General features: G+C 59.9%; 7 protein-coding genes. 5 read left to right on the forward strand and 2 right to left on the reverse strand.

What is annotated here, in order from left to right; translation table 11 throughout:
* Nucleotides 1-157 precede the first annotated feature (157 nt).
* Complete coding sequence (locus tag BREU_RS02090; protein WP_044090110.1) at nt 158-4,144, reverse strand: UvrD-helicase domain-containing protein; 3,987 nt, start codon at nt 4,142-4,144, stop codon at nt 158-160.
* Nucleotides 4,141-8,415: a PD-(D/E)XK nuclease family protein gene (locus BREU_RS02095; protein ID WP_044090109.1), complete on the reverse strand. Its 4,275-nt coding sequence runs from the start codon at nt 8,413-8,415 to the stop codon at nt 4,141-4,143. Before BREU_RS02095 ends, BREU_RS02090 begins: the two co-directional genes overlap by 4 nt.
* A 127-nt stretch (nt 8,416-8,542) precedes the next feature.
* Between BREU_RS02095 and BREU_RS02100 the strand changes: the two genes are divergently transcribed.
* The 5 genes from BREU_RS02100 to BREU_RS02120 all read left to right on the forward strand — a co-directional run bounded on the left by BREU_RS02100 (nt 8,543) and on the right by BREU_RS02120 (nt 21,170).
* The gene (locus BREU_RS02100; protein ID WP_044090108.1) at nt 8,543-9,940 is read left to right on the forward strand and encodes a serine/threonine-protein kinase; all 1,398 of its coding nucleotides are present in this window, start codon (nt 8,543-8,545) and stop codon (nt 9,938-9,940) included.
* Between the two features lie 45 nt (nt 9,941-9,985).
* A complete protein-coding gene (locus BREU_RS02105; protein WP_081886491.1) occupies nt 9,986-16,174 on the forward strand; it encodes an Ig-like domain-containing protein in 6,189 nt (2,062 codons plus the stop codon).
* 63 nt (nt 16,175-16,237) lie between these two features.
* Nucleotides 16,238-17,434, forward strand: a complete 1,197-nt coding sequence (locus BREU_RS02110) for an AAA family ATPase (protein ID WP_044090107.1) — start codon at nt 16,238-16,240, stop codon at nt 17,432-17,434.
* A gap of 11 nt (nt 17,435-17,445) precedes the next feature.
* Nucleotides 17,446-18,684: a DUF58 domain-containing protein gene (locus BREU_RS02115; RefSeq protein WP_375137548.1), complete on the forward strand. Its 1,239-nt coding sequence runs from the start codon at nt 17,446-17,448 to the stop codon at nt 18,682-18,684.
* The gene (locus tag BREU_RS02120) at nt 18,681-21,170 is read left to right on the forward strand and encodes a transglutaminase TgpA family protein (protein WP_044090106.1); all 2,490 of its coding nucleotides are present in this window, start codon (nt 18,681-18,683) and stop codon (nt 21,168-21,170) included. The genes BREU_RS02115 and BREU_RS02120 overlap by 4 nt, the downstream gene beginning before the upstream one ends.
* The last annotated feature ends 31 nt before the right edge of the window (nt 21,171-21,201 follow it).

Raw genomic sequence — 21,201 nt, forward strand, 5'->3', positions numbered from 1 at the left:
CTCCGGCACGTGCGCCCGCCCACACGTGCCTACCGAGGGTAGCGGTTCCCGAGCAACGTCACGCGGCGCGTTTCTCCCGCGGACATAGCAGTGTATACGGTGAGCGGCGTCCATCCGCCGCCCCTGTATGCACCCATGTCATAGACCGTGTCGAGGTCTAGTCGTTGTCAGATTGTTCGGGAATTCCGGAGCTCAACTCGGTAAGGATTTCCTGTTTGGTTTTGTCGCGGGCATGCAGCTCGCGCAAGCCTTCCTGAGGCTCACTGACATAGTAGAGGGTGGCGTCGATAGCGTCTAGCGGCACGTCCTCCACCACGGAGAGCAGCAGCCGATACATATCCAGCTGGGCGAGTTTGCGCTCGATGTCCTCAGGACGCGAGGGGCGTCTGCCGGTTTTCCAATCCACCACGGTGAAACGCTTCGACGTATCGGAGACGTCAAGGCCGCCTTCGAACACCGCGTCCAGCTTCCCGTTGACGATGCCGATTGTCGGTATGTCCACGACGATCGAACGTTCGGCCCACAACGGCCTGCGCATAGCCCATCGTGATTGCGAAAGTCTGGCGCACCAGTCCCGGAGACCCTGATGCTCCGCCACAGGCAGATCAGGTGGCGTCTGCGTGCCATCCGCGGCAGCATCGATGAAGCGCTCGGCCCAGTCATGGAAACGGATGCCCGCCTGCGCAACCGGTGAGGAAAGGCGCGGGATCGGGCGCACCACATAACGCCAATAGGAGCGTTCCTCCCGTGCGCTCATGCCACCCACCATGGCCTGCAGACCGGTGACGTTCTGCCGCCCGGATGCGAGGATACGCTGCGCTCGGGCCTTGACTGCCCGATCCAGCGCCTCGCCCTCCAACGTATCCGCCATCAAATCGACATCGTCGGCCAGCAATTGCGCACGCTGAGACAATGGTCCGCATATCAGCGCCGCAGTGGATTGCCGATACGGCGCATCGGAAGAAGCGGCACCCCCGAAAGAGGCCTCGCCGACAGCACCGGCACTGGTATCGGTCGCCATCATGGACTCGGCAATGGCGATGGCATGCCGGACCTCAGCGGTTCCGCGATGTAAGCGCCGTTCGACATCTGCGCTCAACGAAACCGGCCATTGCAGGTCCACGACACGGCTTTCCTGTTCCAATGGGGTGCGCCACGCCTCGTCTACCACTGTCTCGCAGTATTCCTCGGCGCGCTCCCCCACGAAGAATCCATCCGGCGGAGCCATGCGCTCTCCTTGCGCGGAGACAAGCGCCACGGCATCGCCAAGTCGCTCCACGAACTCGCCGGCATCGACCATATGCGCGTGAGCGTGCAGGACATCATGGACCTCAAGCCAGAAATTGGACGGTTTGGCGGCACGCGACCGAGAACCCACCGCCGATGCATCCCGACCCAATTCGCTCGAATGTCGGCAATAGGTCAGCATGGCGTCATACCGGGCACGCGTCAATGCCACATAGACGAGTCGACGTTCGTCGGCATGTAGTCTTCGTCCGTATTCTTCGGCCTGTGTGAGATACCATCCTTCCGGATCCACCTCATCGACCCCATCGCCGTATTGACGCATCGATCCGAACGCCTCATCGTCGATGAGCTCGACATCTTCCAAAGATTCCAGTGATTCCACCGGGTCTGCATCCACATCGGCATCGTGCGGGAATCGTGGCAGGATGGCGGCGTCGGCTCGCATGGGAACCGGGACGGCCACGGGGTTGGTCAGCCACGAGTCTGCGGTCTCTTGGTATTCCGGGGCCACCCAGTGCCCCTGTTCCGTGCCTCCCGGATGATTGTCGTCCAATGTCACCGAAAGGTGATCGCCTTGATTGCTGGGGAATCCGCCCGCAGTCATGCCCACTATGGCCACGGCATCCCACTCCAGTCCTTTGGACTGGTGCACGGTCATCAATTCCACATCCACGGGAGCCGGAGGCAGGCTCGCCGCCTCGTCCTCCACGCTGCTCAGGTAATCGACCCATGTGATGAATCCACGCAATGATGGCGTCTGGTCAGGGGCGAGTTCCTGCGTATAGGTATCCACCAAATCCACGATGGTGTTCATCGGCGTTCGCGCCAGTGTGGGATTGACCTGATGACCGGGGTCGCGCAATGCGTTCGCTACAACCGTATCGATATCAAGGTTCAAAGCCTCGATGGCGGTTCTGACGACATCCGCAAGAGGATGCCCGATGGCACGATGCACCTGTTGCGCCGCCTGCGCCGCCTGCCGGACGGCACGACGCCCCAGCTCGCTCATTCCCTCCCAACTTGCAGGCGTATCGTTGCGCAACAGCAGGTCGGGGACGAACACCGCATTGGCCACCTGATCGCGATGTTCGCGCACCACATCGGCACGTTCGGCTTCCGGCGTATCGGCGTCAGCCAACCCGGCTTCCACCAGAGCCCGGAAACGCTGCTGCGTATTGAGATTCTCCGCGATACGGGCCAGTGCAGTCAGATCGGACGCCGACATGTTGAACCGAGCCGTGGCCAATAGACGCATCAGCGAGCCTGTGTCAGTATGGTCCGACACCACATGCAGCAGCGCCAGCACGTCCCGGATCTCCGGACGTTCCAGCAAGGCCGAATAGCCGACGACGAATGTGGTCAATCCCGCACGTTCCAAGGCTTCCTGATAGAGGGGCATACGCGTTTTCGATCTGAACAGCACGGCCACATGCACCCGTTGTCCGGCACCCTGTTCCGCCTGTGCCCCGGTTCCATGTTGCCGCTTCTCTCCGTACCGACTTACTGCTGCAGCGCAGAACCGGACGACGGCATCGATCTCCTGCCCTGCCGTATCGAACCCGAGCACGCCCATCGTGCCTTCCTCGGCATCGCTCATGGCGCCGAGCGCGGGAACGTCGACTTCATGCATCAGCGAGCTGGAAGGGCGCAACGGCGTGGAACGCAGCGGAAGCGTCAGGTCGTTGGCGGCCTCCAGCACGATTCTGCTGTTGCGTCGCGTGATGGACAGCGGGAACGGTGCGACGTCTCGCGCCATATGGAAGTCACGCTGGAACATGCGGAATGCGCCTGGACTCGCCCCACGCCATGCATAAATGGACTGGAATGGGTCACCTACCGCGTTGACCGCACAATGATTGTCGTCGTCCGGGTGGAACAGTGCGGCGATCAACGCCGCCTGTGTAGTAGAGGTGTCCTGATATTCGTCCAGCAGCACATGGCTGTACCGGCGTCGCACCCGCTCGCCGATGGAGGGGAAACGTTCGATGAGCTGATATGCGGCAATCGTGAAATCGGAGAATTCCGCCATATTACGCGCGCGTTTGGCCTGTGCATAGGCTTGTACCAGTTCCAACAGTATGTCACGTTTGCGCGTGGCGGCGAGCAATTCACCGCAATGGTACACGCATCGGGCATGCAATCGTTCGGCACGTTCCTCTATTTTGGCCTGCCAATCAGCGTCACTGTCTTTCTTGCGTCTGGTTATGGACGGGATGCGCGGCTCGCTTTCCGGTATGGGCTCCTCACCTATACTGCGCTCCAGAATCTCCATGAACGCAGTGTCCCAACGCTTGACCCGCTTCACGGCCGTATCGAAATCCGCACACCCAGCGCCGATCATGGCGCTGCCGATGGCGCCCGACAGCTCGATGACCTGTTTGGCGAGATTGGCGAATGAACCGAAGTCCCCCGCCATTGCCGAGTCCATATGTCGGTCGATCACCTCGACGGCGAGTTGCAGTGCGCCCGCTTCGCTGAGCGGCTGTGTGTTCTGGTCAAAGCCGACCAGCAGTCCATATTGACTGACCAGCGTCTGGAAAAAGGCGTCATAGGTGAAAATCGACGGCTTCAGGAATGACCTGTCCCATGACGAGGGACGCCCGATATCCTCATGATGCGCGTCGGCATTCTCTGCGTTCACTGCGGTTGCAACGTTTGCGACGGATTGGCCGGAGACTGCGGACGAGACACGGTCCAACAGTTCCCCTGCGGCTTTGCGCGTGAACGTCAGGCCGAGAATCCGCTCCGGAGCCACCCCCTGACCGATCAATGCGATGATGCGCTGCGTCATGGTGAAGGTTTTGCCGGAGCCGGCACCCGCCACCACAAGCACGTCGGCATCTGCAGGAGCATTGATAATGGCGGCCTGCTCGGCACTTGGTGTGAAGGTACTCATGCTTGCCTCGTTTCAAATACGGTGTCGACCTGCCGAGCGCAAGCCGGGCATACATTGCCCATACGGCAGAATCTGACATGTTCGGATTGGGGATGCGCGTCAAGACGAATCGACCGGCTCGCGGCCGCAGCATAGAATACGCGGGCGATCATGGTCAGCGACCATATGACCTGAGTGCCATTCAGACTCATGCATTGTTCCCACGCCGCCTCACCGACATGCTCAGGACGCTGTTCGGCGCAAAGAACGGGCATGTCATACCACGCCGACGGAGATGCGTAATGATAGCGCACGGTAAACGGTTCGGCGTTCAGGCTGCCCTCGGTGAACAGCGGAGGCTGGAACATGCCTTCGGGAGCAAAGCTCTGTGCAGGTGCCATGTTCTTGGCGACGTGGAACAGTTCGCTCTGCTCGATCCGAGGAGCTTTCCGCAATGCCGCCGCCCCACGCGGCCCGCCTTCGGGGAATACCAGTCCCAGCTGATAGCACACCAGCTGCAAATCGTTGAAGATCTGTCTCCCAACCGGCACCGCGCCTGTCTTGTAATCAATCAGGCGCTTGATTTCCCGTCCGTCCGCGAGCCGACGCGTCTCCATGCGATCGATGCGGCCGGAAAGTCGCACCGTCATGTTCTCGTCCACGCCTTCAGGCCACCCACCGACCAGCTCGCCCATCATCGCGATCAAGGTGTCACGGTCAACTGCGTGCACGCCGGGCACAGCATTGTATGCAGCGAGGATATCGTCGAATCCGAAACGCGCACTGAATGGCAGCTCGCAATCAGCCTGAACCAATGTGCCGATGGAGAACTTGCTGGAATTCTTCTCCAGATAGGCGTCCTCTGCGCCTTGGACGAAATAGCTTGCGATGTGTTTCAGCATGTCGGATGCCGAATCGTCTTTACGGATGGCCCGATACCGTTCCTGGACATCCGCTATGGCATCGGGATCGGGACGTTTGCCCCGATAGATCTCGACAAGCCTTTCGGCGACGGCCTGAACGCGTTGTTCGGAGGTCGAGGAAGCGTTCAATCCCAATCCACGCAACACTTCGTCGTCGTCATGGAGGTGATCAAGCCGTTCTTCGCTCCCCTGCTGAGCCACAGCATGGATAAGTGTGCCGAAACCGGCGTTCACCGACCCCGGCTGCGGACCGGCGAACTGGTGCTCAAGCATCCAGCACACCGGGCAAGCCCATAAACCGTCAACCGCGGAGGGAGACAGTGTCACCACTGGGGCGCCGTCATCAGGGGACCGAAGCCGACCATCGGCATGCTGATTGGCGTGATCGTCTTGATCATGATCGGATGCCGAAGTCGGATCATCGGTATTCCCGTATATGGATGGCGCCGCATCCGGCGTACTGCATTGCAGCACAAACGGCCAATCATCCGGATGAGCGGCGGCGATGCCATGCGCCGCCAATATGCCCAGCGCAGCGGCCGCGTCATTCAGCTCATCGGAGTCTTCCGCCGCCGATGACAGCGTCACTCGCGCAATGGCCACCAGTCCACGGGGATCGCCATCAAGTCCGAACCACGCATCTGATTCAACGCCGTCTTGCCGATTGCCGACCTCCGTGAATCGCGACTGCTCTTTGTCGCGGGAATACATCTCCGGCAAGTAGCCGAACAGGAAATCAGAGGGACTGGACTTGTCGTTCCACACTGCGCTTACGGTCACTTGCCGCGACGCTCGGGTCAATGCGACCAGGAAGCTCTTCTTCTCCCCCGACAGCACGGTCACGAATCGCGGGTCATGACCCGTGCCATCGGCCGCTGCCAGCGCGCCGCGCAGGACGAGCTCGACCAGTTCCTCACCACCGAACATGGTGTTTCGCCCAGCCAGATTCGGCCAGACACCTTCCTGCAGAGCGGGAATCCACACGTACGGCCAATGTCGTCCGGACGCACCGGCAGGCGTGGCAAGCGTCACCGCATCCTCCACCGGGCCCACGTGCGCCAAGGAGTCCGCCTGCACCTGCATCGTGCGGACCTGCGTCATGAAGCCCCTGATGGTTGCGCTCGCACTGGAGTCCGTCGCGAATTGGAACAGTCGCATGGCGGCATCCAACCGGTCATTGGCGACACGGCCGTCTGCGGTGTTGAGGAGTGCCGTTGATTGCCAGGCAGACGCCACCTCGACAGCATTCCATGCGATGGACAGCACGTTGCCGGGATTCTCGCGCTGGTCGTACGGCAACGCGCGAAGTTGTGCGCATATTGTCGCAACCATCCGCCACACACGGCTGAATGCACGCGACTGTGGATTGCCACCAAGCACGGCGTCGATCGCGGCAAGCACTGAAGCTACCGGTGCCGACTCATCATCCAATGCCAACATCACGAACAGCGCATCAGACCCGAAACCAAGCTCGTCCTGCGAGACGGCACCATCTTCGACCAGGGCATCATCAACCTGAATCAATGGCTGTCCGGATTCGGCGGTCTGACCGGCGTCCTCCACCGCGTCTGATTCCGCCGTCATACTGTCGCTTCTCCCAGCAGTGGAATCGGATATGCCCGCGGACAGGGTCTTAGACTCATCTTGTCCCTTCCGGGACGCCTCCGGCATCATCGACATCAATGATTCCCAACCGTGGACCAACTCAGACAACATGGCATCCTGATCCGCTACCGGTGCCAATGATTCCAAGGCATCCATGGCGGATTCGACGGGTGCGAGGCGAGCCGGCCCACCTTGTCCGGGTCTCGTTCCTGTGGTGACGAGCGGGCTGTTCATTATGGTGTTCACGCGGGCCCGCACATACGCAGCCATACGTGTCAGCGCCATGCCACGCCATCCATTCCGCCCGTCACGACCGCTCATGCCTTCCATACGCAGATAAGCAAGCTCGATAAAGGCGAACAATCCCTGTATGAAGGATTCATCTTTCAATGGACGTGTGACCGAAGAGTAACGCACTGGAACGCCATCGCGCCGCAACCGTTCGCCGAACGACCGCACAGTGGCATTGTCGTGCGCGATGACAGCCATATCGTTCCATCGGACCCGTCGGTCAAGATGTGCTCTTTTGATGCGCCAGACCACGTCATCAAGCTCTTCTCGCGCGGATCGATAAAGCCCGGTCTGTACTGTTCCGTCATGCTCCAGCCCAGTTTGTGATGCGACCCGCAATGCCGCAAGCAATTTGCCCGGGCGTCGTGACAACGGCAGTTCTTCCTCCTCTTCAGAGGGGATGGAGAGCGACACCCGTGATGCAACCACATCGGCGTAGCCCTCATGCCGGTCAGGAGCCACGTCCCGTTGCAGGGGCAACACCACCGCTTGCAGAGGGCCCGTGACGGCTCGCCGGATCACATATTCCGGATACGATCCACGGAAAGTCTGCACAGCCTCATCCGGATTGCCAATCAGTACTATCGACACCCCGGACTGGTGCAGCTCCTCCAGAAAACGCAGACCGGCCAACGTGATGTCCTGCACATCGTCCACCACCACCAACCGAGGAATGTCCATGGCATCCTGCCTGACATGCGAGGCGCGTATTCCACGGATTTCACGCGCACCATCCACCAGCAGGTATGACGCATCCACGCGGTATTGACCGGGATACGCCTGACGCTGAGCCTCGATATATTCCCGACGAAGCGCAAAAGCCAGACGCCATTGCACCGTCAGCCTGCCATCGGCGGCAACCGCATCCACCAAAGCCGGCTCCTCATGAGGCCCGACCCCCAGTTCATCCAATCGCGCCAGCATGTCACGCAGTTGGCTTACAAACGTGTCCGAGATACCCTGCGTGAACACATCAGCACTGGTCGATCCGCCCGACACCGCCCCATGATCGTCCACCACCAAGGACGCCCATTGCGCCTGGGCGAAATAATCGCGCAACAGCGCGCACGTGCCGCAATCATCTCCCGCGACCGCATGACCTACGTGCACAGCCAGCACCCGTCTCAGCAATGCGTCCTGCTCGGCTCCGTTCAATAGACGCGGCGCGGGAAGACCTTGCGCCGCACGCGATGATGCAATGACACGGAACGCCACCGCTCCAATCGTGGTGACCGGCCTGACCTGATCCGACGCCCCCAACTCGCGAATAACACGATTGCCCAGACTGTCGGCGACGACACGGCTGGAGACCGTCATGACCACGCGGGATGCACCATATCTGCGCAGGCCCTCAAGCATCACCTGCAGGGCATACTCCGTTTTCCCCGCATCAGGCACGCCTATCACCAATCTCGAGGCGCCATCGCGTTCGAGCTCATCGATCAGCCTTGCGGGATTCAGGTTCTCATTCATGATTCAAGCCTAAGCCCTGTTTTTCGAGAGGGAAAATTTTTACCCCGCCTGAGGAATGCACGTATGCTGGCAGTATCCTGAACACACAGGGGGAAACAATGATTCCAGCGTCAAGGGGGAGGCTCTGATGTCCATTGCCATAGCACCACCGCAACTGCCAGGCTATGATGTCGTGCAGCGGCTGGGTTCCGGAGCCGCCGCAACGGTCTTCCTCTACAACCAACAGATGCCGCAACGCCCCGTCGCCATCAAGGTCAGCAATGCCGCGTTGGATCCTGCATCCGCGGTCACGTTCCACAGAGAGGCCAACTTCATGGCCAGGCTTTCTTCGAATCCATATATCCTGACCGTCTACGACGCCGGAATCACCCCGGACGGACATGGATACATGGTCATGGAATATGCGCCCGGGGGCTCCTATAGAGACAAGGTGCAATCGCGATCCATGGATTGCGATCAGGTGCTCGATTTGGGCATCAAACTTGCCGGAGCGCTCTTTTGCGCCCACCGCAGCAACATCATCCACCATGACATCAAACCAAGCAATATCCTCGTCACGGCGCAGGGAGTACCGGTGCTGAGCGACTTCGGCATCTCGACCGACGCCTATGACCACACCGATACCGGGTTTTCGTTGCCTTGGGCGCCGCCTGAAGTCATAGAGCATCGTTCCAACGGATCCGAATCCGCAGACATCTATTCCCTGGGAGCGACGTTGTATGCCCTTCTGGCAGGAAACTCGCCATATCAGCACACCTATCACCCGCGTACGCAGGCAGAGCTTGCCGACCTGATCATCAACTCGCCATTGCCGCCCATACAACGACCGGATATCCCCGCGAATGTGGAATCCGTACTGGGCAAGGCGCTGGCCAAGGAACCTGATCAGCGGTACTACTCCGCGCTGGAATTCGCCCAGGCAATGCAGCGTGTTCAGCAAACCGAATACGGGCACACCACCGCGATAACGGCAGAGGGCATACCGGCATACCCTGACGACACCACACGTCAACGTCGCACCTCAACCGATCAAGGGTCCGGACCTTCCCACCGGCATTGGGGCAAACGCACCGCGATCGCAATCACGCTGGTCACGGTCATCGCCGCCTTATGCCTGTCGGTCATCATTGCGGCACCGTCGTTCACCTCGGCGCATGCACCTCATGCGAATGCTCGGGACGCGGACATGCCGGGCAAGGAAAACAATCAGGCCGAAGATACCGTCACCGGCACCGAGAACGGTCAGATTCCCTCTCCGCAGAACCTCTCCGGCCAGTATGCCGTCGATGGTTCATCGGTGACGTTCACTTGGACGAATCCAAGCCCCCAACAGGGAGACAGCTACGCCTGGTCATTCGTACAGAACGATGCATCGGACATCGGGTCTCAAGCCACTATCACGTCGGCGACATCGATTTCGGTCGCACCTCAAGATGGCGCCCAGACCTGCATTCAGGTCTCCATCATCCGCAGCGACAGGCACATGTCCGCGAATCCGGCCATAGCCTGCGCAGTCCGCCCATAGACCGCACTACGCTAGTGCACAGGACATGAAAGTTCAGGAAAGCCAATGGCCACATCATCGCACCAACAGGACAGGCGGAAGAATGCCTTCATGCGGCGCATGACGCCTGCGGCGAAACAATCCTGGGCCCTTCCGGTGATCGCTCTTCTCGTACTGCTCACACTGGTCGTCGGGGCCATCATCGTAAATGCGGCAACGCGAAGTCATGTGCAATTGGATGATGGAACCGTATGGGTCACATCGCTCAATCAGCAAAAAGCCGCACGGTTCAATGTCCGGAATCAGGAAGCGGACGCGGGCATCTCGTCATCGGCTCCACGATTTGATATCGCCCAGCATAATGGCGATACCATCCTCACCGAACCGAGACGTGCTACCGCCATCAAGGCATCCACCCTCGGCACCGAAGTCACCACTGATACGTCACCCGATATCACTGCCGTGTCGGGCGGAAGCACCCTTGCGTTCCTCAATACACGAACCGGAAACGTATGGGCCGGGCCGTCCGACCACCTCGATTCACTGGCACCGGACACAACCGCCTCGCAGATGGCGCTGGGCACTGGCGCACGCATAGCCGTGACCGACACCGGACAGGTATACGGATATCGTCCCTCAGATGGCATGGTACTCATGTTGAAGGATGCACACGCTCTATCTGCGCAGCAAATCGGATCGTTATCAGGAGGAAAACCACAACCTGCCGACAGCTTCACCGTCATCGACAACACCCCGGCAATCACATCCGGAAACACGATGATGTTCCTTGACGGCCAAGCCACCGTGGATGCCGAAGGCCCGCTCACCCTGCAGTCACCTTCCATAGACGGCAAGCAAACCGGATGGGTTGCCGCCGCATCGACGCAGGGACTCGCCATAGTCCATCTCGGCCCCAGCCACAAAGCGACATTCATCAAAACAGGCGGCACAGGCAATCCCGCCCAACCAGCGTCCATGAACAATTGCGTATATGCGGCGTGGAGCCAACAGACGAACAACTATATCCGCATATGCGCGGCCAATGGATCGCAGCGCGATATGCAGTCCCTCGAATCCGTCGACGGGACCTCGGAATTGGTGTTCCGCACCAACCACAGGCTCATCGTGCTCAATGACGTGGTCACCGGCAATGTATGGAACGTCGCCCGCAATACCAAGGTCATCCGAATCCAATGGAACAGGATCCATACCGAGACCACCGAACAGACCAAAAGCGACAGCGATTCCGCCGACAATCATCGTGAATTCTCAAAGTCGTGTTCCACGCAATCCGGGGAGATTCACGCCGCCGACGACCACATAGGCGCACGTGCCGGCAGCGGGCAGATTCTTGACGTGTTGCGCAATGACGAGCAGACGGACTGCTCTGTGCTCAGCATCACCAACGTGAGCGCCGTCAGCGGGGCAGCTGTCAAAGTCGCCCCCATCTATGATGGGCGCTATCTGCAATTGGACGCCTCCTCCACGCCCGCCGGGACCGCGACATTCTCCTATGAGATCTCCGATGGTCGAGGCCAAAGCTCCAACGCCAACGTGACCGTGGAGCTCACGGACCAAGGCAATCGTGCGCCAGTGCAATCCGATACACCCCCCGAGGTCAGCATCGAGCAAGGTGCAACTTACAACGCCAATGCGTTGGGCAGCTTCACCGACCCCGACGGCGACCCGCTGACGTTGGTTTCGGCCGTCCCGCAGAACAGCGACCAAGTGCAGGTCTCCACACGGGCAGACGGACAGCTGACGTTCAACGCCGGCTCCCAGACCTCAGGCCGAATAGGCGTCACAGTCACTGTTTCCGACGGCGAGGCCACCGGAAACGGCACGCTGTATTTCACCATCAAGCCGGCAAACACGCTGTCGGCAATCATCGATCCAGTCGTCAAGACCGCAGCCCCCGGCATAGAGACCATCATCGACCTTGTCCCATACGTGCATGGCACTTCCGTGCAGCCTGCACAGCTCAACCAAGTGGATACACCGAACAATGCGACGACAACCACCAACACGGCTGACATGTCGATTGCATTCACGGCCTCCGAGCCGGGGACCTATTACGTGCCTTATACGATTGCCCAAGGATCGAATACCACCAACGGCCTGGCGCGCGTCGATGTACGACCTGTCGCCGGAGAGGCCGCGAAACCGGTCGCCGCCAACGACGTGGCGTTGCTCAGTGCCGGGAATACGGCGATTGTGGAACCTCTCTCCAACGATGTCGACCCCATGGGCGGCATACTATCCGTCACCTCCGTGAGTGCCCCGGCAGATTCAAGCATCAAAGTGGGGCTGGTGAGCCATAAGCGCGTATACATCACCGCCCGTCAGATACCCACCTCGCCCGTGCCCATCACGTATATCGCGGCGAATGCCGCAGGCACGTCCACAGGCACCATCGTATTGCAGCCACCTGCTCTGACCGTCGCCACTTCCACTCCGAAAGCCGGCAATATCAATGCCCAAGTACGTACAGGCGGCATTGTGTCGGTGGATGTGCTGGACCATGTGGACTATCCGGACGGAACCACCATACGGTTGAAGAACAAGCTGCAATATGACAGCAACACATTCAAAGGCCTGGCCTTCGTCTCGGCGGACACCGTTCGATATCAGGCATCACAGGATACCGGCGTCTTCCCCATCACCTATACCGTGGAAGACAACCGCGGCAATGCGGCATCGGCCACCATCACCATAACCGTGCATGCCAGTAATGCCGAAAGCAAGGCGCCTCCAACCCCGCACAACACCGAAGCTCAGGTGGCCGCCGGTCACAAGGTCCGAATTCCCATCACCCTGACCGGCATCGATGCGGACGGCGATGACGACCAGCTACTCGGATTGGGGAACAAGGCTCCCTCATTGGGACGCATTTCGGAAATCGGGTCCGACTATCTGGTCTATGAGGCGTACCCGGATTCATCTGGCACCGACACCTTCTCCTATGCCGTAGAGGATTGGACCGGCCAACGTGCGCAAGCACAGATTCGCGTAGGCGTATTCCAAGGAACCTCTGATTCGGGGGTCTATGCAAGAGATGACGCCATCGCCCTGCGCCCCAATACCACCGCCACCGTACCGGTGGCCCAGAACGACATCTCCGGAGACAATACGGACCTGACTGTCGATCAAACCATACAGGCACAAGGCGTCAGCAACGCGACGGTTCAGGACAACGCCATCACCTTCACCACGCCGGACGAATCCACCACCGCGTACATCGCCTACACAGTTCGGGACAAGGCAGGTCTTTCGGATACGGCGACGCTCAGCATCACCGTCAATCCTGAAGCCCCCATAGAGCCACCAACGGCATACGATTACCGCGTTCCTTCTGCGGCCACCATAGACAAGCGATCGGTCGACGTGGATGTCTCACAATGGATCGCCAATCCCTCGGGCACAACCGACGAGCTGGCCGTGGCGGTACATCCCTCCGCCTCGGACCATGCGCGAGTCACCGGAGGCAAGCATTCGACCATCATCTCCGTCGATCTCACTGATGAGGCTCGTGCCGTCCCCTACACGGTGACCAACACCACATACGGCATCACTTCCACCGCGTTCATACAGGTACCGGCCTATGGCGTGTTTCCGCCCACATTGCGTCCCAAGGCGCCAGCGCTCAACGTCAATGCAGGTGAGACCATTGAAATCAACATCAATGACTATGTGCGTGTAGGCGCCGGCAAGGAAGCGTATATCACGAACGCCGATTCCGTAAGCGCCACCAAATCCATGAATTCCGACCTGTATGTCAACAGCACGACACTGAAGTTCACCGCAGATCAGGACTATGCCGGCCCGGCCTCCATCACCTTCACCGCAGTGGACGGCAAACACGGTTCCAAGGCGAAAATCATCAATTCGGCTGTCATCACATTGCAGATCACAGTGCTCGGGCGCACTGTCCCGCCACCCACGTTCTCCTCCCCCACCATTGATGTGGAGGCAGGTGCGACAACGACGACCATCGACCTGACCGCTCTCACCCATGCGCCGACGGGTCTTGAGGAAAACGACAAGCAATACTCATATTCCGGCGGAATCGCATCCGGCCCGGTCACCGCCACCGTATCTTCGACCGGTCTGCTCACCATCACGGCGACCATCGACGCGGCACCCGGCACCACGGCATCCGTACCGGTTACCATCACCTACAGCAAAGGCGTCGTACATGCGGGACTCACTGTGCGGGTAGCAGTATCCACACAACCGCTGGCTCACGTCGGCAACAGGGACATCACCATCAAAGCCGGGGCTTCCGCGACAGTGGACATGCTAGATGGAGCATACAACCCCTTCCCCCACTCGGCGTTGACCGTAGTCAGCTGCCGCACAGACGATGCATCCAAACTGTTCGTGACCGCATGCGGCAAGTCAGGAATCATCGAACTGTCTGCGGCCTCCGATATCGGCGCCTCCTCGCATACGGTGCTCATCACCGTCCAAGACGGCACCAAGTCCAAGGAACGTGAGGTCACAGGCAGCATCACGGCTTCTGTCGTGGACAAGCCGGACACCCCACTGCTCTCTCCCGTCGCCGGTACCGCTCAAGACGGCGCAGTTACCCTCAGCTGGGTTGCGGGATCAGCCAACGGCAGTCCGATAACCGATTATCGAGTGCAATGGACGGGAGGAGGAAGCGGTGAACGGTCCTGTGGCGCAGTGACCTCCTGCCAGATCACCGGCCTGGCCAACGGTACGACATACTCATTCACCGTGAGCGCCAGGAACGAAGTCGGTTGGTCCGCACCATCCGTCGCCGTCACGGCCACACCCGATAAGGCACCCAACGCCCCATCGCACGTCGCCGTCGAAGGAGGCAACAGAAAAGCGACAGTCACTTGGTCCGCTCCTCAAGGCGACTTCAGCGCAGTGGACAACTATACGGTGACTGTCACTGGCGCAGGGGCCACCCAGAGCAAAGAGACGGGTGGGACCAGCACCAGCGCAACATTCGATTTCAACACCAACGACATCACGGACGGCACTGCGGTCACTGCAACGGTCCGAGCCCACAACGCGACCAACTGGGGGCCGGAATCCGCAGCCTCGGATCCCGCAAGCATATGGGCAGACCCCGATGCCCCGACCGTCACCGTGTCCAACGTGGGCACCACAGTGACAGTGACTTCGCATGCCAACGACAACCGGAACGCGGGGTGCAAAGGCATCGACGTCATCGGCCAGCTCGTGGACACCACTGTGGACTGCAATGGCGGCAGCGCCACATTCACTGTGCCGCAAGCCGCACTCAACACCACCGAATATACGATAAAAGCAACAGTCAATCCACAACGCGATGCCACAGGCGCAACCGCGACCACCACGTTCACGCCGGCATACGCCATTCAAGCACCTTCCGACGTGAGCACTTCGGGAGCGGCCGACCAATGCACCGTGCGCTGGAGCAGACAGGGACTTGCACAATCATTCATCGTCACGGCAGACGGTATAGGCACGGCCGAAACCACGGACGAGACATCGTATTCATTCGCTATGCAGCCTTGGGCCACCTGCAACCATGCATCTGTGCAGCAGAAACTGAACGGCACGGCGAGCGCGGCCGCAGAGGGCGGACCATCCTCAGGACAACCATATGTCCACCAAGTCCGCGCAGCCATCACCGCACCATATGAATTACGCTGGGGAGACAATGAGCACGTGGTGAATGTGTCCGGAGGCTCGGTGAACACCTTCGGCAAGGCAGCAAGCATCCAGATCATCATCAACGACCGACCATTCACATGGATTCCCGGGCAACCGTTGGATGTCACCGGTCTTCCACAGGAGACCACATACGTATGGAGCGTCAAGGTGACCGGAGACAATGGCCTGCAGGGGCTCGACAACACGGCACAAGGCGGCACGATCCAAGGGATGCGCGCTGCCTCATCAGCCGATACAGGCACCGTCCCGACCGTCAACCCCGTTGGTGTCGATGACGATGACGACCCCCATGCCGGCATCGGTCGGCATATCAGCGTCAAAGAACACCATAATGCAGATCACAACACCGTCACGCACAATGGCGCCACAAAGCGGTATACGACCCGACCACCAGCGACTCCGAATGAACAACCATTGTCGCTGCGTGCCTCATCCAGCGTCAGCGACCTTGCACGGCATCCATGGATTCTCGGTCTGGCGAACACACCGACAAACGTCGGCGCAGACGGGAACATCTCCAATGACACCCCGAGCAAAACAACCCCCAGACCATCAAATCCCTGATTCATTCCGCACGACATCACACTTCACACATCACACTTCACACATCACACATCGGGAGAACGTATGAGCGAGCATAGCGAACAGATCACCGACGAGACACGGCTTTCAGATGCCACTCGGATATCGGACAGCACGAGGATCAGCCGACTGCCGCATAACCCTTCCGACGCGGCACCGCATAACCCTTCCGGCACAGCACCGCGCACCCCTTCCGGCACGCCGGAAACCATCTCAGGCAAGACGGAAGACACCATGGCCCAGACCTCGGTCGTCGAAGAGGCAACGACCAGCATGCTGGAACAATCGACACCGCAGATAGCCGCGTTCCAGAACTCCTACGACAGGCTGGTACACAGCATCGGCACCGTGGTCGTAGGCAAGACCATGCCGATCAGACTATGCGTCACCGCCCTTCTGGCCGGCGGACATGTCCTGCTTGAAGACAATCCCGGTACCGGTAAAACACAACTGGCTCGCGGACTGGCCAATTCCATATCCGCGAGTTTCAAACGCATCCAATTCACCCCCGATCTTCTGCCATCCGACGTGGTAGGAATCACCTATTACGACCAGAAGCATGGCGAATTCGAATTCCGCAACGGGCCGGTGTTCGCATCCATAGTGCTGGCGGATGAGATCAACCGCGCTTCCCCGAAAACCCAATCGGCGTTGCTGGAGGTCATGGAGGAGCAGAACGTCACTGTGGATGGGGTCTCGCATCAGGTGCCGCAACCGTTCATGGTGATTGCCACACAGAACCCGATAGAGCAGCTTGGCACATACGCCCTGCCTGAAGCGCAAATGGATCGCTTCCTTATCAAGACATCGATCGGCTACCCCGGCCATGACGTATCGGTGGACCTGCTCAGGCAGATCGACGTGGTCGACCGCGCACGGACCGTCTCCCCGGTGCTCACCGGCGATGACGTGCTGCGTATGCGGGAAACCGCCACCAGCGTCTATATCGATGACTCCATCCGCGAATACATCGTCCGCCTGGTCGAGGCGACGCGCCATAACGAGCGCATCGCTGTGGGATCGTCGATGCGCGGCGCCCTGGCGCTCGCGCGATGCGCCCGAATCTGGGCCGCAGCCGATGGCAGGGCCTATGTGATACCCGATGACATCACCGAACTTGCCATACCCGTTCTGGCCCATCGCATCGTGCTTGCCCCCGAAGCCTCGTTCGACGGCACCTCCGCAGAGCGTCTGATCACGCAGATTCTCAATGATGTGCCGACGCCCACGTTGAGCACCTGAAGGACACGGCCATGAGTATTCGATCCAGCACCATGCCGCATTCATCGTCACGCATACATCCCAGGCGCATGTTCGTCAATGCGGTCAGACATATCGCCCATGCTGTCAATGCCTGCATCTCCCCGCTCGGATGGGCGGTAGGGCTGAGCGCCGCAGCCTGCCTCGGATCGTTCGCATGGCTCGGATGGCATGAGCTGCTCGCTTTCGGCATCACGGCCGCAGTGATGCTCATCGTCGCGGTCGTACTGTCCCTGGGCAACACCAGTTTCACCGCACATATCAGCGCGTCAAATCAACGCGTGACCGTGGGTGACGACATACGCATCACCATTGATATCGACAACACCAGTGCCGCAGCCACGGCCAGCGCGCAAGGCAGCCTGCCCATCGGAGACGAACATGAATGGTTCAGCATCCCCATGCTGGCGCCACGGCAAGCCAAACGCACCGAGCTGGCATTCCGCGCCCTGCAACGCGCCGCCCTGCCCATCGGACCGTTGCACATCCGCAAAGGGGACCCCTTCGGACTGATTCGCCATGACAAACGATTGGCCGAGCGCATCATCGTCTACATCCATCCGAAAACAATTCCGCTGCGTTCAGTGAATGCGGGCATTCCCCGCGACCTGGAAGGGCGTCCTTCCGGACAGATCGTCGATGACGACCTCGACTTCCACGGGTTGCGTGAGTATACGCCCGGAGATGATGTGCGCAACGTGCATTGGCTGAGCTCGGCAAAAACCGGCTCCCTGATGATCCGTCAGTATGAGGCCACGAAACGCACAGACACCTCGCTGACCATCAGCGTCAATCCTGATGGATACGCCACAGCACAGGAATTCGAACTGGGGGTCTCCATCCATGCGTCCATCGGCGTCGCATGTCTTGCACAGCATAGACCCGTCTCCACGCATGCCGGAACCAGACACGTCCGCCCGCGCAATGCGATGCTGCTGCTTGACGAAGCCAGCGGCATCGCACCGAGCCGGCAGAGTCAAGACCATCTCAATCCCGTACAGAGCACTCTGGAGCACTCGCCCGACGCCTCATGCTACATGTTCGTCGTGGGTTCTCTCATCACCGTCGATCAGCTCAAGCAAGCCACTCAGGCATTACCCCCATCAGCCAAGTGCGTGGTGCTGCAAGCCAGCGTAGGCGCATATCGCTCCATGGAACGGTTCGCCCGCTTCACTCTGGCGACGGTGGGCGAACTGGATGACCTTCCCCTCATCATGAAGGCCCTCACATGACAGCCGACATACTCTCCCGCCTATCCACCCGTCTTTTGCCCCGCCTGTCCGCCAACACCTCAGACACCGGTTCATGGGCGGACTCTCCCCAATCGGCGATCTGGACAATCGGCAACGGCACACGCCATGCGGCGAGCGCCACACGGCAGTCGCGAACCGCCAGCATCGGCAGTCTCGCAGTCATCGTCATCCTGATGTTGCTGTCACTGTCAAATCTCATCGACGTATACGGCGACCCTGCGGCATGGGCCATCACCGCAATCACCGCCACCCTGCTTGGCGCCGTGATCACATTCGCCGGACTGGTGCCGTCATTGCGATTATGGTGGCAACTGGTGTTCCTCGCCGGCTCCCAGTTCCTTCTCGGGCCGATCATCACACTTCCTCACACCACCATCGCCCACGTAATCCCCAGTCTTGATACGATAAGCCAAGGCTGGTATGCCATGCTTGGCTCCTTTACATACCTGATTTCCATCGATCCTCCCGTCGGCACCGCAGATGGCTCCTTGATGGCTGTATGGAGCATGGGCCTTCTGCTGACTTTTCTGGCGGGATCATTCGCCGTGTCGTCCAACGCCTGGCTCTCGCTGGTCAGTGCCCTGCCATTGGCTGCGGCCATGGCATCATGCGCGCTGTTGGGGACCAGTACCGGCTGGCATCGTGCAACCAGCGGCATCATAACCGCCATACTGCTCATTGTCTGGCTGTCGTGGCGCGTGGGATTCCTGGAATGGAAGCGATGGGTTCCCTCACTAATCATTCCGGCCCTCGCCGCCACCCTGGCGATCGCAGGAACGATAGCCATTCCGCAGCATCGCTTGATACTGCGGGATCATTATGAGCCGCCGATCAACCCGTATGACTACACCAGCCCGTTAAGCGGGATGCGTTCATACTTCAAGAACCACAAGGATGACGTGCTCCTAAGCGTCACCGGCCTGCCCGCCGGGACACCGGTGCGCCTGGCCGTGATGGACCGCTTCGATGGTTCGGTGTGGAATCTGTCCGATTCCGCCCAGGCATCGGATTCCTCCGATTATCGCCGGGTGGGCTCATCCATCGCCACAGATGAACGGGGCAAGCCATTCACCGCCACCTTCCATGTACATCAAGGGCTCGGCGACACGTGGCTACCCTTGGCCGGTGCCGCCACCCGTGTTCGATTTACCACAAGCGACGATGCCGATTCGTTCTATTACAATTCCGGCACCGATTCCGCTATTTTCGCCGCCGGCCTGCGTGCAGACATGACCTATAGCGAATCCGGCGTCCTCCCCACTGTTCCCAGCGCATCGCAAATCAGCAATGCACCAGCCGCACACATCGATCAGCCGCCGGCCGACGATGTACCGGATGCCGTCGGCAAGTTCGCCACCGCTGTGGCCGGCGGACAGGCCACCGGTGGCGCCGCCGCCGAGACCATCACCAAGGCACTGAAAGACTCCGGCTGGTTCTCGCACGGGCTGCAAGGCGACTACCCGTCCGCAGCAGGACATGGCAGCTATCGCATCAACGCGCTGCTCACGGGCACGGCAATGGTGGGCGACTCCGAACAATATGCATCGGCAATGGCTTTGATGGCACGCGAATTGGGCATACCCTCCCGAGTGGTCATGGGATTCCTGCCCAAAGACAGCGACGGCAGCATTTCCAAGTCCCGTACCACCACATCGGATCATACGACCACCATTGCGTTCACCGGCAATGACGTCGCCGCATGGGTGGAGATCAAACTGAACGACTTCGGCTGGGTGGCGTTCTATCCCACCCCCAAAGAGACCAAGGTCCCCGACGACACTCAGAATCTGGTTCCCCCAAAGCCGCAGACACTGGTGCGGCAGCCACCCGTGCCACTGACCAATCCGCTGCGCGATCAGACGCAGGCCAAAGGGCTGAGCTCACTGTCGGGCGTGGACGCCGATCCGCCGGCCAGCTCGGTTTGGGACCGCGTATGGCACATCGCCCGTCCAATACTCGTGTATGGCAGTCCACTATGGGCACTCATCCTCGTCTGCACGATGATTCTCGCCTATAAGGCTTTGCTACTGGCCCGCGCAAGACGTCGAGGCTCTCCGAAAACGCGTGTGGCCGCGGGATGGGAGGCCGTCCGTACACTGGCCTTGCAAAGCGGCGTTTCCGTACGCGGCACCAGACGCGAACAGGCGAACGGCATAGCCCACGAACTGCATACATCGCCGAAATTGTTGCAGCAACTGAGCCGGGACGCAGATTATGTCACCTTCTCCGGCCAAGACATACCACCGGCACAAGCCGATAGGTATTGGAACCAGGTTGATGCGGCGCGTGCAGCACTGTTGCATTCGTTGCCTCGGCTGAGGCGACTCGTCACGATGCTTTCCCTACAAGGGATTGCGCGCAACGCAGTCCGGCGTGACAGTACCACGCGCGTACGCACTGCCCATCCTGCTGAGTCCCATCATGAAACGACACGGCAGGATAGGCAACAGTCGCGATTATCGTAGAGAGCAAGGAGGCAATCTTCCAAGGAGGCAG

The organism is Bifidobacterium reuteri DSM 23975 (assembly GCF_000741695.1).
In the GTDB taxonomy this organism is placed as follows: Bacteria; Actinomycetota; Actinomycetes; order Actinomycetales; family Bifidobacteriaceae; genus Bifidobacterium; species Bifidobacterium reuteri.

Bases quoted from the DNA above. Each gene is read 5' to 3' on its own strand.
- BREU_RS02090 (WP_044090110.1), bottom strand. From the start codon at position 4,144: ATGAGTACCTTCACACCAAGTGCCGAGCAGGCCGCCATTATCAATGCT.
- BREU_RS02095 (WP_044090109.1), bottom strand. From the start codon at position 8,415: ATGAATGAGAACCTGAATCCCGCAAGGCTGATCGATGAGCTCGAACGC.
- BREU_RS02100 (WP_044090108.1), top strand. From the start codon at position 8,543: ATGTCCATTGCCATAGCACCACCGCAACTGCCAGGCTATGATGTCGTG.
- BREU_RS02105 (WP_081886491.1), top strand. From the start codon at position 9,986: ATGGCCACATCATCGCACCAACAGGACAGGCGGAAGAATGCCTTCATG.
- BREU_RS02110 (WP_044090107.1), top strand. From the start codon at position 16,238: ATGAGCGAGCATAGCGAACAGATCACCGACGAGACACGGCTTTCAGAT.
- BREU_RS02115 (WP_375137548.1), top strand. From the start codon at position 17,446: ATGAGTATTCGATCCAGCACCATGCCGCATTCATCGTCACGCATACAT.
- BREU_RS02120 (WP_044090106.1), top strand. From the start codon at position 18,681: ATGACAGCCGACATACTCTCCCGCCTATCCACCCGTCTTTTGCCCCGC.